Source organism: Plantibacter sp. VKM Ac-2885 (assembly GCF_015351205.1).
Classification (GTDB): Bacteria; Actinomycetota; Actinomycetes; order Actinomycetales; family Microbacteriaceae; genus Plantibacter; species Plantibacter auratus.
Window position 1 is genome coordinate 2,183,473 of record NZ_JADKSK010000001.1, and the last position, 15,832, is coordinate 2,199,304.

Below are 15,832 nucleotides of genomic sequence, written 5' to 3' on the forward strand. Positions count from 1 at the left end.
ACCGACACCGGATCCACCCACCATCAGAGAAATCGAGGACCACGCCGTCATGACCGACGCACTACTCGTCGACACCGACACCGACACTGAGTCCGCCGACGCCACCTGGTGGCGTCAGGCCGCCGTGTACCAGATCTACCCGCGGAGCTTCGCCGACGCGGACGGGGACGGTCTCGGCGACCTGCCGGGCATCCGCTCCCGGGTCGACTACCTCGCCGAGCTCGGGATCGACGCGATCTGGCTCAGTCCGTTCTACCCCTCGGCGCTGGCCGACGGCGGGTACGACGTCGCGGACTACCGCGACGTCGACCCGCGGCTCGGCACGCTGGAGGACTTCGATGAACTGATCGCCGCACTGCACGAGCGCGGTATCCGGGTCATCGTCGACATCGTGCCGAACCACACCTCGGATCTGCACGAGTGGTTCCAGGAGGCACTCGCCGCCGGGCGCGGGTCGGCGGCACGCGACCGATACGTCTTCCGCGAGGGGAAGGGCGCATCGGGGGAGGAACCGCCCACCGACTGGGAGTCGGTCTTCGGTGGCCCCGCCTGGGAGCGGGTCGAGGACGGCCAGTGGTACTTCCACAACTTCGCCACCGAGCAGCCGGACCTCAACTGGGACCACCCCGAGGTTCGCGCCGACTTCCTGAAGACGTTGCGGTTCTGGTCGGACCGGGGCGTGGACGGCTTCCGGATCGACGTCGCGCACATGCTCACGAAGGACCTCACCGAACCGCTGCCGAGTCGTGCTGAACTGGAACTCATGCCGCAGGACGGCAACCATCCGCTCCTCGACCGCGACGACGTGCACGAGGTGTACGCCGAGTGGCGGCGGGTGTTCGAGGAGTACGAACCGCCGCGCACAGCCGTCGCCGAAGCGTGGGTGAGTTCGCCCGAGCGCCGGGCGAAGTACGCCTCGGCGGAGGGGCTCGGCCAGGCCTTCAACTTCGACCTGCTCGAGGCGGACTTCGATGCCGCCGAGTTCCGCACGGTCATCACCGACAACCTGGCGCAGGCGGGGGAGACGGGTTCGTCGACGACGTGGGTGCTGTCCAACCACGATGTGACCCGTCACGCCACGCGGTACGGACTCCCACCCCTGGCCGGGCGACCGGTGAAGCAAGGCACCGAATGGGTCGCGGCGGGTGGTCCCGAGGCCGACATCGATCGCGACCAGGGGCTCAGACGCGCCAGAGCGGCGACGCTCCTGCTCCTCGGGCTTCCCGGGAGCACCTACCTCTACCAGGGCGAGGAGCTCGGTCTGCAGGAGGTCGCCGCGATCACGGCGGAGCAGCGCCAGGACCCCGCGTTCTTCCGCGGCGGCGAGTACGACGGGCTGGGTCGCGACGGTTGCCGCGTGCCGCTGCCGTGGTCGGCGGACGGCCCGGCCTTCGGCTTCGGACGCGCGGTCGCGCACCTGCCGCAACCGGCCTGGTTCGCCGAGTACGCGGTCGACGTGGAGGCTGCGGATCCGACCTCGACGCTCTCGCTCTACCGCGAGGCACTCCGACTGCGGAGGCTGCTCCAGACCGGGGAGCACCTCGAGTGGGCCGAGACGGGGCGGACGGACGTCATCCGATTCGTGCGGCCGAACGGTTGGCAGGTCGTGACGAACTTCGGGACCGAGCCCTTCCCGCTCGAGGCGGAGCACGATGCCGTCGTCCTGGGCGCGCTCCAAGCCGGCGCGGTTCCGGGGGAGTCCACGGTCTGGATCTCGCCGGTCGGCCTGTTGGGGTGATGATGGCCGTGGGCACACGCCCCACCGCGGTCAGAGGCCGAGGCGGTCGAGCTGGTCCTCGAACCGGATCTGCACGTCCTCCGGCTCGGCGTCCTCCTCGGTGCTCCAGATCGCGTCGAGCTCCTGTTGGACGGACGCCGGCAGGGCGGCGAACTTCTCGTCCCACGCGGTGATCGGCGTCCAGTACCCGACCACCTTGAAGCAGGTGGCGGGTAGCCCGAGCTCCTTGCGCAGATACTTGCGCACGTCGCGGAGGGCGACCGTCTCACCCGCCACCCAGATGTAGCCCTGATCGAGCGGGAGGCGGTCGTCCACGACACTCCGGACGAGACGACCCAATGCGCTCGGGCCGTGTCCGTTGCCGCCCATCACCCAGGTCACCGTCACGTCGTCGTTCGTCTCGACCGCGATCCGATCCCGCTCGCTCGGCACCTCGAGCACCACTCGGGTCCGCAGTCCGCGCGGTGTCTGTGCGACGATGCGCCTGACTGCGGGAAGGCCGGTGAGGTCCGCGACGAGCACCTGCCAACCGATGTCGGCGGGCGGTGCGTACAGACCGGTAGGCGAGTTCAGGCCCAGCACGTGCCCGGGCTGGGCGCGAGCCGCCCACGGCCCCGCGACCCCGGCCTCGTGCACGACGAAGTCGATGTCGATCTCGACGGGATCCTGCCGCACGGCGCTGATCGTGTAGGTCCGCATCGGTGCCTGCGGGGAGCCCTCCGGCGTCTCCCACCAGTCGCCTGCGGGCACCGGGAGCGAGACGTCCGTCGGGTCGGCACCGTGGGGGAAGAAGACGCGGACGTACTCATCACCCGTGCCGGTGCTGACGAAGTCCTCGACGCCCGGACCGCCGAGGGCGATGCGGACCAGGTTCGGACTCAGGGGTGTCGCTGCGGTCACGATTCCGCGGTGGATCTTCATGGCGTCTCGGCCTCTCGGTTCGGTTCGGTGTGCTGGGTCGGATGCGGCCTGTGCGCGAGCCAGGACTCGCGGTAGGGGCCGGGGGAGGCGAGGAGTTCCGCGTGCGTGCCGTGTTGGACGATCCGACCGTCCGCGAAGACCGCGATCCGGTCGGCGGTGGCGGCCTGCTCCAACCGGTGCGCGATCAGCAGCGCGGTCCGGTCCGTCCGGAGGACGGCGATCGCCGCTTCGACGGCGTCGCGATGGTGCAAGCCGACGTCGGCCGTCGCCTCATCGATGATCACGATCGCCGGGTCCGCCAGGAACGCCCGAGCGACCGCGAGTTGCTGGATGCGTCCCTCGTCCAGTGGCACGGGCGACTCCCTCGAGTCGGTCGGGTCCGCCGCCGGGTCGTCCTGCAACGCGGTGACCGCCCACTCGGCTCCGACGGCACGGAGCGCCGAGACCATCTCGTCCCGGCTGGCGTCCGGAGCCCCGAGCCGGAGGTTGTCGGCGATCGAGCCACGGAAGTGGTGGAGCTCCTGCGACAGGTAGTACGGTGTGTCGTCGACGAGCACCCGCCCGGACGTCGGCGGATGGTGCCCGGCGACGACCCGCGCCAGGGTGCTCTTGCCCGAGCCGGACGTGCCGACGAGCGCCGTGGTCGTCCGGGGCGGTACGTCGATGGTGACCTCCGCGATCCCACGGTCCGTGGTCGGATACCGGAACGTCAGGTCGCGCACTCGGATCGCCGGCGCTGCGGCGACGCCGCCTGCGGCACCGCCGACGGGCGAGGGCGACTCCGGCATCGCGGACGACGCTGCTGCGAGGTCGATGACCCCGACCAGCCGAGCCAGCCCGACCGTGGCCCGCTGGATGTCGTCGAGCCCGAAGATGAGCCGGCCGACCGGATCGAACAGCCGGTGGAACAGGAGCGCGGCGGTGGTCACGAGCCCGACGGTGATCGTGCCCTGCAGGTTGAGGAGGAAGCCGGTCGCCAGGATCGCCGACAGCCCGAGGAGCTCACCCGAGTTGATCCATCGGAACAAACGGTTCGCGACGCGCACACCCTCGATCTGCGCGTCGATGGAGGCGGCCGCGCGTTCCCGGACGCGTTCGAGCGCGTGGTCCGTCCCGGTGAACGCGGCGAGCGTCTCCGCGCCGTCGACCGCGTCCAGCACGGCCTGACTGCGTGATGCCTCGCGGATCCGGACCGTGCGGAACACCACGCGGGATCGCCGGAGGAACGCACGGGTCCCGAGGACGTAGCACGGCGCCGAGGCGAGACCGGCGAGCGCGAGCCACGGGTCGACGGCTGCCAGGGCGACGGCCGACACCCCGATCGCGAACCCGGCGGAGAGCAGTGTCGGGGCGACGTTCCCGCCGGCCTCCGCGACCGCGTCGACGTCGCCGGTGACCCGGGACAGGAGATCGGCACGCTCACCGTCGTCGACGGTGCTCACCGGGAGCCGCATGGCCGAGGCGAACACGTCCTCGCGCAGTTCGGCGAGCAGGTCCTGCACCAGCCCCGTGAGCACGCGAGTCGCCCACAGCGTCACCGCGACGGCCCCGACAGCGCCGACGGCGGCTCCGGCCACCCAGCCTGAGACGACGCTCAGCCCGGCATCGGAAGCGACGGCGTCCACGATCCGCCCGAGACACGCGGGCATCACGACGCCCAGTGCGGCGGCTGCGAGGAAGAGGGCCACCACGGCGGCGGTCCGTCCGCGGTGTCGTCGGAGGAGGGCACCGACGACGGTTCGGACGCGGGAGCCGTTGGCGACGGGCAGCATCGCGGCGGTGGTGGGCTCCGTGGCGGGATCAGTCATGGCGGGTCTCCGAACCGGGAGTCAGCTCGACGACGCGGTCGCAGGCGTTCAACAGGACCGGCGAGGTGGTGATGACGACGACGGTGCCGTCGTGCGACGCGAGCGCTCGGGCGATGCGGGTCTCCGTGAGGACGTCGACGGCCGACGTCGGTTCGTCGAGGACGAGCACGTCCGCACCGGCATGGAGCGCCCGGGCGATGCCGACGCGCTGGCGCTGCCCGCCGGAGAGCCGTCTGCCCGCCTCACCGACCGGTGACGACCAGCCGCCGAGCTGCACGACCGCATCGTCGAGCGCCGCCATGCCCACGAACATCGCGTCCGGGTCGCCGGTCACGTCATGACCGCGGACCGCCTCCGCCAGGGTGCCGCTCATGATGCGCTGGCCGTGCGGTGGCGCGACCACACGACGGCGGTACGCCACCGGGTCGAGGTCCAGCTGGTCGACGAGTCTGCCGTCGACGGCGAGCGAGACGCTGCCGCGCTCGGCGGGGGTCCGCATGCCGAGCAGACGGGAGAGGGCGCGCGCCGTGTCGCTGTCGGGCGGCCGGACGCCGAGCAGTTCACCAGCACGGACGTCCACCGGTCGGTCCTGGTGTTCGGGGCGGAAGGACAGCACGACGTCCGTCGCAGGGCCGGAATCGGACGTCTCGTCCAGCCGACCGCCCGCTTCGATCAGGTCTTCGGCGTCGACGACCACGGCCAAGCGCTTGGCGGAGGCGAGCTTGTGGATCCAGTTGGACGGGAATGATCCCGCCTGTGCGAGGTATCCGCTGATGAACTGCGCGAGGCCGAGCACCGTCACGAGCTCGCCGATGCTGATCCGCCCGTCCGCAGCGAACCAGGCGGACAAACCGACGAGGGCGGCCATGACGAACGCCGCCAGCGTGCCGCTCACGGCGTCGAAGAGGGCGAGGGACCGCCCGGCGGCCGTCGCAGCGCGTCGTGAGACATCACTGGCGGCGTCATACCGGCGCACGGCCTCAGCACGCCCGCCGATGCCCACGAGCACTCGGAACCCGCTCATGAAGTCGGCGGCCACCGCTCCGGCCTCGGTCGCCGCCCGTTGCTCGGCGAACCCGCGGCGCTCCAGCGGGCGTGACACGACGCGCATGACGAGCATCATCCCGATGGTCGACACGAACACCACGATCGTCGCCACGGGCGAGATCACCGACATCGCCAGGGCGGCTCCGATGATCGCCGCGATGGTGGCGGACTGCTGCGCGACCGACCAGGCGACGCCGGCCACCCGGTAGGTGTCGGACGTGACGACCGTCAGGGCCTCACCCGCCGAAAGGTTCTGTCGTGAGAGCTGCGGCCGAAGCATCCGGGACAGCGTGAGGTGCCGGAGCGCCTGTTCGCCGTGCCCGTAGATCGACACCATGAGCCGCGAGGCCGACTGGTAGCTCACCGTCAGGACGAGGAAGGTTCCGACCAGGACACCGATCCAGACCCCGAGGGCGACCGGATCGGACGGCACCACCGCTCGGTCGACGGTCGCCCCGATGATCACGGGGATCGCCGCCTCCGACAGGGCGTGCACGATGAGGAGGCCGGTCGCGGCGACGAGCATGGCGCCGCGACCGTCCGCTCCCAGCGCGATGCCGAAGAGCCGCCGCGGCGTACTCGTCGTCGTCACGCTCACCGGCTCCGCCGTCCGAGCGGGAGCACCAGCGGGGTACCGGATACGGGGTCGGTGATGACCTGGCACGGCAGGTCGTACACGGCCTCCACGAGGTCGGCGGTGATGATCTCCTGCGGATCGCCCTGGGCGACGATCGCGCCGTCGCGCATCGCGACGAGATGCGTCGCATAGCGGGCGGCGTGGTTGAGGTCGTGGAGGACCGCGACGAGGGTGGTGCCGCTGCGGTGCAGATCCGTGAACAGCTCCATCAGCTCGATCTGGTGCGCGATGTCGAGGAACGTCGTCGGCTCGTCGAGCAGCAGGTGCTTGGTCTGCTGGGCGAGTGCCATCGCGACCCAGACGCGTTGCCGTTGGCCGCCCGAGAGCTCGTCGACCAGCCGGCGGGACAGCTCCGTGACCCCAGTCGCGGCCATCGCCTCCGAGACCGCCGCTTCGTCGGCGCTGCTCCACGTCCGCATCGCGCTCTGGTGCGGGAACCGCCCACGCCCGACGAGGTCGGCGACGGTGATCCCGTCGGGGGCGATGGCGGATTGGGGGAGGAGCCCGAGTCGGCGAGCGGTGTCCTTCGGCTTCGACGCGCGGATGTCCGCCCCGTCGAGGAGGACGGCACCGGCGGTCGGGCGCAGGAGCCGTGCGAGTCCGCGGAGCAGGGTCGACTTGCCGCAGGCGTTCGGTCCGATGATGATCGTGAACGAGTCGTCCGGCACCTCGAGCGACAGCTCGGAGACGATCGGAGCATCGCCGTAGCCCAGGGTGAGGTCACGGGCGAGGAGCGACGTGGTCATGGGAGTTCCTTTCACGTGCGGCGCACGAACTGGGCGGCCAGCAGGCAGGTCAGATAGATGCCACCGACCGAGAGCGTCACCACGCCGACCGGGACCGCGAGCAGCTGGGCGACGGCGTCGGAGACGACGACCAGGGCGGCTCCGGTGAGCATCACCGGCGCGAGGCCCATCGGGGTGTTCGAGCGGGTGAGCCGTTGAGCGATCTGCGGGGCGGCCAAGGCGATGAACGAGATCGGGCCGGCGGCGGCGGTGACGAGCGCCACGAGGGCCACACCGACCACCATGGCGATCAGCCGGGTTCGCCCAGGACGCACCCCGAGGGCCATGGCGGCGTCGTCGCCCATCTCGAGCACGGGGAGCGAACGTCGGAGTGGCCGCGCCAGCAGGGCGAACACGACGAAGGCCGTGGCGGCGGGGAGCAGCTGGTCGAAGCCGAGCGAGGCGAGGGATCCGGCACCCCAGGTGGCCGCCATCATCGCCTGCTCGACGCTGACGGAGATGAGGATCCAGGAGGTGAGGGAACCGAGCCCGGCCGAGACGCCGATGCCGACGATGATCAGCCGGAAGGACGACATGGTGTGGCGGTTCGCGAGGACGGCGACGAGCAGGGCGGTCAGCAGACCGCCGACGAGTGCCCCGGCGGCTTTGAACAGGTAGGTGTTGAGCCCGAGTACGAGCATCGTCAGCGTGACACCGAACTGCGCGCCGACACCGAACCCGATGATGTCCGGTGAGCCGAGCGGGTTGCGGGTGAGCGACTGGAAGATGCCCCCGGCGAGCGCGAGCGCCGCTCCGCAGAGCACCGCGAACAGCACCCGCGGCAGTCGCCACTCGGTCACGACCTGGCGGACGTCCGGGTCGGACGCGGGGTCGACGATCGCCCGGAAGACCGCGTCGAAGCCGATCTCGTACGCTCCGATCGTCGTCGCGAACAGCCCTGCTCCGATGATCACCACGATGAGAGCGAGGCACACGAGGACGGACCGCACGGGTACGAGCGTCGCGATGTGCGCGGTCTCCACGCGGATCAGCCGTCGGCCGTGGTCGATGACGCTCACAGTCCGCTCACCCGCTTCCGACGCACCAGCATGATCAGGATGGGAGCGCCGAGGAGCGCCGTGACGATCCCCACCCGGAGCTCTCCGGACGGCAACACGATCCGGCCGAGGACGTCTGCGAGCAGCAGGAACGCGGGGCCGATCACCATCGAGTACGTCAGCACCCAGCGCTGGTCGGGGCCCGTGAACCACCGGACGACATGGGGGATCATGAGGCCCACGAAGGCGATCGGACCGGCGGCTGCGACGCCCGTGCCGGCCAGGAGGGTGACGGCGACGACGACCCACACCCGGGTGCTGCGCACTCGCGCACCGAGCGCCTGGGCCAGCTCGTCTCCCAGGGTCAGGGCATTCAGCGACCGGGCGCAGAGCAGACCGATCACGAGGCCCGCGACGATCAGCGGAGCAGCCCACGTGAGCTGGTCGAGGGTGCGGCCTCCGATGGATCCCACGCTCCAGAAGCGCATGACCTGGAGGGTGCCTTCGTCCCGCAGCACGATCGCAGTGGTGAAACCGGTGCAGGCAGCACCGAGGGCGACCCCCGCGAGGGTCAGTTTCATCGGGGTCGCGCCCGAGGCCCCGACGGATCCGAGCGTGTAGACGATCACTGTGAGGATGAACGCACCCGCCAGGGCGAACGGGACGTAGGTGCCGGGAGTCGTCAGTCCCAGGACACCGACCGCGAAGGTCACGGCGAACGACGCACCGGCGTTCACACCGAGGATGCCCGGGTCGGCGAGCGGGTTGCGGGTGAAGGCCTGGATGAGCCCGCCGCAGACGGCGAGCGCCGCACCGACCAGGATGCCGAGCAGCGTCCGTGGGACGCGCAGCTCCATGACCATGAGGTGCAGGGGGTTCGCGTCGTCGTAGGCGACGAGCGCACGGATGACGGTCAGTGGATCGATGGCCCGATTGCCGATGGCGAGTGAGGCGACGGCTGCGGCGATCAGCACCACGGTGGCGACGAGGAGCCCGGCGGCGAGGGTCCCGGTGCGGTGGGGCGAGACGTCCGCGCGTCCGGCCCCACCGGGCGTCGGGACGTCCGCCGCCCCGCCCGCAGCCGGCGCTGCTGACGGGGCGGCGGACCGGGACATCTCCGACGTCACTTGCCGTCGATGGTCGGCTCGCCCTGCAGCGCCGCTGCGAGGTCGTCGACGTAGCCGGGCAGGACGTACTGCAGGGACAGGACGGTCGGCGCGCTGATGGCCGAGGCCTTGGCGGCGTCGGCGTAGATCACGTAGGACCCGGCGGCGATCGGCGCCCAGCGCGACACCACGGCGTTCTCGACCGTGTACGTCCCTTCCTCGGCGCTTCCGCCCCACGCGGCGAACAGGTCGGCGTCCACGTCGTAGAGCTGCTCGAGGCTGACGCCGGTGTACCAGTTGTCGCCCTCGGCGCTCGCGAGGAAGCTGTCCATCGCCGACGTCGAGGTGAAGCCGAGTGCTTCGGTGATGCGGACCCGCGGGTCGTACTCGAGGTAGACGCCGAGGTCCGTCCCGCCCTCGTTCAGGGTGAGGCCCCAGACGAAGCTCTTGTCGTCGAACTCGGGGTGCGCGTCGGCGAGGGAGGTGATGAGGTCCTCGGTCTCGCCGATGAGCTCCTCGGCCTTGGCCTCCTCCGACATCGCCTTCCCGACGGTGCGGGTCATGCCCTCCCAGGTGCCCGGGTTCCAGGGTCCCTCGATGTACGGGACGGTCGGGGCGATCTCGGTGAGCCGCTCGTATTCGATGTCGGTGACACCGGAGTAGAGGCTGAGGATCAGGTCGGGCTTCAACGACTTGATCGCCTCGTAGTTCGGGCCGTCGTCCGTGAAGGGGATGATCTCGGGCATCTCGCCGTACGCCTCGGAGACGTAGTCCTCGAACCAGGGCTGGTAGCCGCTCTCACCGGCTCCCCAGACCTCTTCGATGCCGACGGGGTTGGTGCCGAGGGCGGCGACGATGTCGGGCGTCATCCACCCGAGAGCCACGATCCGTTCCGGCTTCTCCGGGATGACGGTCTCACCGTGGGCGTGTTCGATGACGACGCCGTCGGTCGATGCCGTCGTCGATCCGGTGTCGCCGGTGGCGGCCGAACATCCGGCGAGGGCGAGAGCGGTGGCGATGACGGCGGCGAGGAGGGTGGATCCTCGGCGGACGTTCGGGCGCGCGAAAGCGTGCGGCATGGGGCTCCTTTGAAGAGGGGGGAGTGGGATCACCGCTGGCGATCCAGAAGTTAGGTAAGCATGTCCTAACAGAACGATCGTAGGGCGCTTCCGCGCGCGACAGTGTCGAGTATCCGACGAGTTCTGTCGCCGATCCGACACGACGATGCGTGCCCGGGTGGATCAGCGCCAGTAGAGCTGATGGGCGGGGTCCGCCTGCACCCGTTCCACGTACTCCCGCGGGGTCATGCCGAACCGGGCTCGGAAGCTCGCGGAGAAGGCGCTCGAGGACGCGTACCCGCACCGGTGCGCGGCCGCCCCGATCGGCATGCCGTCGATGATCAGCCGCGCCGCCAGCGTCATCCGGACACCCGTCCGCCACCGGGCGAAACTCATCCCGGTGTCGTGCTGGAAGATCCGCAGCACGGTGCGCTCGTGGAGGCCGTGCACGTCCAACAGCTCGCGCGCGCCCCGGAGGTCACCCGGGTCGGCGAGGATCGCACGGACGAGCGGACGGACACGATCGTCAGACGGCATCGGGATCTCGCCCCAGCCGTCCGCCGTCTCCGGCGCGGGCTGCTGCAGCATCTCGATGAGGACCGCCTGCGCACGGACCCGGAGGTCGGTCGGCATGTCGTTGATCCCGAGGTGGAGCAACATCTCCTGCACCGCACGCGGGACCAGGACCTGGGTGACGGTCTCGACGGGCGCGATCAGCGAGCTGGCGGGGAGGTAGGTGTAGCACCCGGTGGAGTCGCGCTCGTGGTGCGCGGTGTGCGGCGTGTGTGCTGGGATCCACACGCCCTGACCCGGTGCGAGGCGCCACAACGCGTTCGGGAGGTGCACCCACACGGTGCCGCGGTAGCACCAGGCGAGCATGGCGTCCGGATGACGGTGCGGTGGCGAGAGCGGTCGACTCCCGGTGTCCTCGTCGGTGACGACGCCGGTGCCCATCAGATACGGTTCGGCGACGGACGACGGATGCTCGGGGCTCGCGTCCCAGTCGACCTGGCTGTACGGGCTCAACGAGCGCTCGTGCCGGCGTCGCCGATCAGCGGGAGGCCGTCGTCGTCGAAGTGGACGCCCTTCGCGGCCAGACGGCGTTCCGCCTCGTGGTGGACGACGCCACGCTTGCGCGGATCGGCTTCGAGGAGGCGGAGCAAGAGCTCCTCGGTCGCGTTCGGGTGCAGCGCGATCTCGATGCGCGCACCCCAGAATCGATCCTTGAGGAAGAGCTCCAACGCCGCTGGGTCGGCTGCCGGGTTGTGCGCCGCAGCGGCGCGGATCGCCTGATTGGGGTCGTTCGCGAGGACGGAGAACTCCTCGAACGTGCTTGCCGATCTCGCGAGCTCGTAGCGACGTTCCTCGTCGGCGATCTGCTCCGGCGTCTTGCGTCTGGCCACGGTGGTCCCTTCGTCGCGTCGCCGTCAACCTACCTGGCTCGCACGATGTTCGACAACGGCGGCTTGCCGCGATGACCCGCAGACGGGACACTGGGGTCGCTGCATGGACGTCATGAGCGTGATCTTCGGGGGAAGGAGCAGCGATGACCGCTGCACCGGGATGGTACGAGGCGGGGACGCCGGGCAAGCTGCGCTGGTGGGATGGAACGCAGTGGACTGCTCAGGAGGCGGACGCCGCGCCACGGGTGAAGCAGCAGGCGCCGACTCCCATGGTGTCGCCGTCGCAGCTGCCGTCCGGACCGCAGCTGGGCTGGTATCCGACGGGGCCGGATCAGCTCCGATGGTGGGACGGCTCGCATTGGACGGGGCTCAGGGTCAAGAACGGGAAGCCCGGGACCGATTGGGCGACCACCGAGCAGCCGAGCTTGGCCTGGGTGTTCGGATCGGTCTTCCTCGTGCTGGCGATCGCGCAGTTCAGCCTCGGCGCGCTGTCCACCCACCTGTCGTTCAACGGATTCCCGATGCTCCTCCTGACGCTGCTCTGGTTCGGTATCGCCGCCCAGACGACCGCCGTGCGGCGGATCCCGCAGCCGGTCGGCACCCCGGTGGTCACGGACGTGGTCCGTCCGTTACCCGGTGAGCAGGACGGTCCCGGTGCCGGTTGGTACTCCGTGTCGTCTCGGGCGACGAGGTGGTGGACCGGCTCACGCTGGGCCCAGTACGTCGGAACCCAGTACGGCATCCGGCCGACGTTCCATGGAGCGCGCGCGTTCCGCACCTATCTCGTCATGTCCTGGGTCGTCCTCGGGATCGGTGTGCTCGCCTTGGCCGTCGGCGTGGTCATCCTCGTCAATAGCAGCGGCGACGGCTACGGCTTCCTCGGAGGGTTCATCGGCGGCATCGTCGTCGGTGGCGGCGTCCTGTTCGCGGTCCTCGGCGGGGTGCTCCTGATCATGTCGCGGATACAGCGCCGGCTCCTGCTCCTCCCGGAGCAGCCGCCCGGGCACTGACCGCGGCGCGGCACAAGGGGAGGACGGCCCGTCGTCCGCGGGTAGGCTCGTCAGTCGGATGCGAAGCGTCCGACCACCGATCCGAAGGGCACATGATGACCACGCAGGAACTGACCATCTCGAACTTCGAGGACACCGTGTCGGCCGAAGGCATCGTCCTGGTCGACTTCTGGGCCGAGTGGTGCGGCCCGTGCAAGGCTTTCGGCCCCGTCTTCGAGCAGTCGAGCGAGCAGCACCAGGACGTCGTGTTCACCAAGGTCGACACTGAGGCGAACCAGGAGCTCGCGAGCGGGATGCAGATCACGTCGATCCCCACGCTCATGGCGTTCCGCGACGGCGTGCTCGTCTTCTCGCAGGCCGGTGCCCTCCCCGCGCCGGCACTCGAGGACCTCATCTCGCAGGTGCGCGGTCTCGACATGTCCGAGGTGCACGCCGCCATCGCAGCGGCGAAGGCCGAGGCACAGGCCGACTGAAGGCTTCCTGGACGCTCTACCGAGCCCCTGCTCGGACCGGCCGCACAACCTAACGCGTAACCTGTCTGCGCGGGGTAACCGCTTGAGTCTGCGCGGTGCTGATCAAACTACTCAGGAACCTGCTTGCTGCCCGGTGCACGTGTTGCAGCACCGAGCCGTTGACTGTTGAAACCGGAGCAATGGTCGAATCTCTATACCCTGCTTGCGAAGCAATCCGTTAGTGCAACGCCTTCGGGGTCCGGGTGGCCGTCGAACTTCCGGTCCAATTGGTGAAAGGTTTGGAAAGTTGCCCGGTTCAGCCCAACGGGAACCCCTGGTCGGCAAGGAAGCCACGCACAGATTGAGGAAACTCGCCCTCTCTGGCATCTTCGAGGATCGCATCAGCAACGACGTCTCGAAGGGGCTGCGAACTAGTCCTCCAACGCTCCAGGAGCTGCCGGACCGCTAGAAGGCGCCGAGTCCGTGAATGAACCAGCTCGATTCGGTTCAAGCCAAGCTTAGAGATAGAAATTTCTGCCTGAGCGTCCCCTGTGGTCCAGTCGATAAGAGGCCCGATTGGACGTAGTCGCGTCTCAGGACTATCAGTGTACGGATTCAGCACGGGGAAATCACTGTCATAGTAATCGTCTTTTGAGACGTTACAGACAGCGCAAGCAGCCGTCAGATTTGTCCAAACATGCGCCAATTCCGGGAACAGTGTCTTGGGCCTGATGTGCTCGACATGATCGTATGAGACGTCTCGCACGTAGGCTTCGCAGTAAGCGCATCGATCCCCAGTCTCGACCCGTAGTGCGTCTTTGATCTGGCTGTGTCGCCAGCGTTCCTTCGTGGTTCGATCCGGGGCGGCGGCCTCGACATAATTGCGAGTCCACGCAGCGCCCTTTTGGATCAAGACCTGAGGCTCCGGTTGCTTTTGAAGCGTCCTCATTCCGCGAGTCCTCGCTGTTCGCCATCGAGGAGGGCTAGCGTCGCTTCCGGGAAGACCGACTCGAGTCCCGCATTCTCGAGCTCCCGCCTCAAGCTTGCAATCGCTTCTGCACTAAGGGATCCATGCAGGTGTCGCTCCAAAATCTGAGCGAATCGATCCTCCGCCCATACCGGATATGTGCTGGGCAGACCCAAAACTCTCTTTAAGATTTCGTCCGCCGTTGCCGACTTAGTCGCGTAGTCTAACCATCTTGAAACGACGAGCTTGGACTCGTTATACTCGAGTGCATACACACTCGAGTTTGGCGTAGCCGTAACAACGAACGGGCTGTGAGTCGCGACAATAAACTGCGCGTCGGGGAATGCAAATAGAAGGCTAGGTAGGACCTCACGTTGCAGACTTGGATGCAGATGATTTTCAGGTTCATCTAAGAGAGCCGTGAATACCGGTGTCTGACGGGATTTCAGAAATAGCTGCCAAGCAATCTCCACGATCGCCGATATGCCACCAGAAGCTTCGTCCAGAATGAAGTCGCCAGTTTCAGTCTCGAGAATCAGATCAGGCATACGAACCCTGAGTCGATTGAAGCCAATGCTCGACGGAATGACGTTGCGAAGTATGTCCTGAAAGCCGAACCAAACGGCGGTGGCTTCCTCATTTCCGTCGACCGAATCGTTTCCGCTCGCACCAAACATCGCCGCCGCCAATAGGGACTCTTTCAGGGCTAGCTGAGACGACCTGCCCGTAAATTGGCCCGACCACTGCGCGTGTAGTTGACCAGTGAAGTCTTCAAGTATTTGCCCTGAGCCCATGAAAGCAGTCGGTATGGTGGGTACATTAACGTACCGCTCGCTATATGTTCGATGCGAACTAAGGTATACTCCGCTTACATGTTGCTGGTTTGGCATATCGAGGTCATAAGCCGAGCGCTCCAATCCCTCGTGGATTGGAACGTTTATAACCGTAGACGTTCCATTTTCGTAGTAGAGACGGCCAATATCATCCCAACTACCCCCGGATTCAAGGAACCGGCGCATCCTGCGTGGACCGAGGTTATGCCAACCTCCGGCACGTCGTGACCTCCGGTCCGGCGAGGACGAATAAACACGACTCCAGTTGAGATGTCGTGCCAGAATGCCAAGAATCGTGCTCTTCCCGCTAGCGTTGGCCCCGGTAAGGATCGTCAAGCGCGGATGAAAATTGATGTTGACGGACCCAAACTGTCTCCAGTCCGAAACATCGAGCGTACGGAATCCACTCATCGAGAGTAACCATCCTTAGATTCAAGTTGCGAACAGCGAGGGTGGAGTCGAACAAGTTTCCACTTAGTGCCGTCGAGTCCGCTTCCGTCCCCACGAAGCCGACCCGACCCCGAGTTCGAACGTACCGTCGAGAGCCATATCTGGCTACGGGAAGAACTATTGGCTATTTTGACTTGAGCGGGTGCCCCCACTCAGACCAGCATAATCTATTTGCAGAGCAACAAAGTTGCTCTGGGTGATGCTTGCGCTGCCAGTTCGCGTCCTTCGTCTGCTGATCCAGGCGCTACCCAGCTAGTATGCCCTTCTCGATGTACGACAGATTGTCGGTCAGTTGACGAGACCGACCATTGCCCCGAGGAACTCGCGCGCATCACGGAACCAAAGTGACCTGGCTGTTCTACGGCGATGGGGTAGTTCTGAGTTCGAGCACACGTGGCACCGGCGCCGAGCAAGATGCGGCATTCCGAAGGGAGGAGGCTTTCTAGCCGATGAAGCGCGGAGGCCTGAGGGCGTTCACAGCTCGATTGTTGCTTGCCAACCCGCAGAACGGGCGATAGCTTCGAGTGGCGGGCAAAGTGCAACAGAGCGCCGAGATCTCTCAGTCCTGACGCGGACCACTCGGAGTGGCCCAACTGCGCGTGGCTACGTTGGTCGAGTC

At 67.7% G+C, this 15,832-nt stretch carries 14 protein-coding genes and 1 pseudogene; 3 read left to right on the forward strand and 12 right to left on the reverse strand.

Going from position 1 to position 15,832, the window contains the following annotated elements; all coding sequences use genetic code 11:
- The first annotated feature begins 49 nt into the window (after positions 1-49).
- Entirely contained in the window at positions 50-1,738 is a 1,689-nt protein-coding gene (locus tag ITJ66_RS10490; RefSeq protein WP_194644546.1) for a glycoside hydrolase family 13 protein, read from the forward strand.
- Positions 1,739-1,768: 30 nt separating this feature from the next.
- Here ITJ66_RS10490 and ITJ66_RS10495 read toward each other — a convergent pair whose 3' ends face one another.
- The 9 genes from ITJ66_RS10495 to ITJ66_RS10535 all read right to left on the reverse strand — a co-directional run bounded on the left by ITJ66_RS10495 (position 1,769) and on the right by ITJ66_RS10535 (position 11,501).
- Entirely contained in the window at positions 1,769-2,659 is an 891-nt protein-coding gene (locus tag ITJ66_RS10495; protein ID WP_194644547.1) for a siderophore-interacting protein, read from the reverse strand.
- Positions 2,656-4,467 carry an ABC transporter ATP-binding protein gene (locus tag ITJ66_RS10500; RefSeq protein WP_194644548.1) on the reverse strand — a complete coding sequence of 604 codons (1,812 nt, stop codon included), beginning with the start codon at positions 4,465-4,467 and terminating at the stop codon, positions 2,656-2,658. Before ITJ66_RS10500 ends, ITJ66_RS10495 begins: the two co-directional genes overlap by 4 nt.
- Positions 4,460-6,106: an ABC transporter transmembrane domain-containing protein gene (locus ITJ66_RS10505; RefSeq protein WP_370582616.1), complete on the reverse strand. Its 1,647-nt coding sequence runs from the start codon at positions 6,104-6,106 to the stop codon at positions 4,460-4,462. Before ITJ66_RS10505 ends, ITJ66_RS10500 begins: the two co-directional genes overlap by 8 nt.
- A 2-nt stretch (positions 6,107-6,108) precedes the next feature.
- Complete coding sequence (locus ITJ66_RS10510; protein ID WP_085510797.1) at positions 6,109-6,897, reverse strand: ABC transporter ATP-binding protein; 789 nt, start codon at positions 6,895-6,897, stop codon at positions 6,109-6,111.
- Between the two features lie 11 nt (positions 6,898-6,908).
- Positions 6,909-7,955 (reverse strand): iron chelate uptake ABC transporter family permease subunit, encoded by a 1,047-nt coding sequence (locus ITJ66_RS10515; RefSeq protein ID WP_194644549.1) that lies wholly within the window; start codon positions 7,953-7,955, stop codon positions 6,909-6,911.
- On the reverse strand, positions 7,952-9,049 hold the full coding sequence (locus ITJ66_RS10520; RefSeq protein WP_194644550.1) for an iron ABC transporter permease: 1,098 nt from the start codon (positions 9,047-9,049) through the stop codon (positions 7,952-7,954). The genes ITJ66_RS10515 and ITJ66_RS10520 overlap by 4 nt, the downstream gene beginning before the upstream one ends.
- An 8-nt stretch (positions 9,050-9,057) precedes the next feature.
- On the reverse strand, positions 9,058-10,119 hold the full coding sequence (locus tag ITJ66_RS10525; protein WP_194644551.1) for an ABC transporter substrate-binding protein: 1,062 nt from the start codon (positions 10,117-10,119) through the stop codon (positions 9,058-9,060).
- A gap of 162 nt (positions 10,120-10,281) precedes the next feature.
- Positions 10,282-11,124: an AraC family transcriptional regulator gene (locus tag ITJ66_RS10530; protein ID WP_191941049.1), complete on the reverse strand. Its 843-nt coding sequence runs from the start codon at positions 11,122-11,124 to the stop codon at positions 10,282-10,284.
- Entirely contained in the window at positions 11,121-11,501 is a 381-nt protein-coding gene (locus tag ITJ66_RS10535) for a hypothetical protein (protein WP_194644552.1), read from the reverse strand. Before ITJ66_RS10535 ends, ITJ66_RS10530 begins: the two co-directional genes overlap by 4 nt.
- Positions 11,502-11,644: 143 nt before the next feature.
- Here ITJ66_RS10535 and ITJ66_RS10540 point away from each other — a divergent pair, with 143 nt between their 5' ends.
- Entirely contained in the window at positions 11,645-12,511 is an 867-nt protein-coding gene (locus tag ITJ66_RS10540) for a DUF2510 domain-containing protein (protein ID WP_194644553.1), read from the forward strand.
- Positions 12,512-12,606: 95 nt separating this feature from the next.
- A complete protein-coding gene (gene trxA / locus ITJ66_RS10545; RefSeq protein WP_194644554.1) occupies positions 12,607-12,984 on the forward strand; it encodes a thioredoxin in 378 nt (125 codons plus the stop codon).
- A 295-nt stretch (positions 12,985-13,279) separates the two neighbouring features.
- Here trxA and ITJ66_RS20160 read toward each other — a convergent pair whose 3' ends face one another.
- The 3 genes and pseudogenes from ITJ66_RS20160 to ITJ66_RS20165 form a co-directional block, all read right to left on the reverse strand.
- Positions 13,280-13,912, reverse strand: coding sequence for an HNH endonuclease (locus ITJ66_RS20160; protein ID WP_370582617.1), 633 nt, complete (start codon positions 13,910-13,912; stop codon positions 13,280-13,282).
- Positions 13,909-14,724: an AAA family ATPase gene (locus tag ITJ66_RS19805; protein ID WP_228501563.1), complete on the reverse strand. Its 816-nt coding sequence runs from the start codon at positions 14,722-14,724 to the stop codon at positions 13,909-13,911. The genes ITJ66_RS20160 and ITJ66_RS19805 overlap by 4 nt, the downstream gene beginning before the upstream one ends.
- Positions 14,725-15,048: 324 nt before the next feature.
- A pseudogene (locus ITJ66_RS20165) lies at positions 15,049-15,174 on the reverse strand (ATP-binding protein); the annotation flags it as partial.
- Between the last annotated feature and the right edge of the window lie 658 nt (positions 15,175-15,832).

Excerpts from the sequence above, each read along its gene's own strand:
- trxA (WP_194644554.1), top strand. The coding sequence starts at position 12,607 with ATGACCACGCAGGAACTGACCATCTCGAACTTCGAGGACACCGTGTCG.
- ITJ66_RS10540 (WP_194644553.1), top strand. The coding sequence starts at position 11,645 with ATGACCGCTGCACCGGGATGGTACGAGGCGGGGACGCCGGGCAAGCTG.
- ITJ66_RS19805 (WP_228501563.1), bottom strand. The coding sequence starts at position 14,724 with ATGGGCTCAGGGCAAATACTTGAAGACTTCACTGGTCAACTACACGCG.
- ITJ66_RS10510 (WP_085510797.1), bottom strand. The coding sequence starts at position 6,897 with ATGACCACGTCGCTCCTCGCCCGTGACCTCACCCTGGGCTACGGCGAT.
- ITJ66_RS10495 (WP_194644547.1), bottom strand. The coding sequence starts at position 2,659 with ATGAAGATCCACCGCGGAATCGTGACCGCAGCGACACCCCTGAGTCCG.
- ITJ66_RS20160 (WP_370582617.1), bottom strand. The coding sequence starts at position 13,912 with ATGAGGACGCTTCAAAAGCAACCGGAGCCTCAGGTCTTGATCCAAAAG.
- ITJ66_RS10500 (WP_194644548.1), bottom strand. The coding sequence starts at position 4,467 with ATGACTGATCCCGCCACGGAGCCCACCACCGCCGCGATGCTGCCCGTC.
- ITJ66_RS10490 (WP_194644546.1), top strand. The coding sequence starts at position 50 with ATGACCGACGCACTACTCGTCGACACCGACACCGACACTGAGTCCGCC.
- ITJ66_RS10525 (WP_194644551.1), bottom strand. The coding sequence starts at position 10,119 with ATGCCGCACGCTTTCGCGCGCCCGAACGTCCGCCGAGGATCCACCCTC.
- ITJ66_RS10520 (WP_194644550.1), bottom strand. The coding sequence starts at position 9,049 with ATGTCCCGGTCCGCCGCCCCGTCAGCAGCGCCGGCTGCGGGCGGGGCG.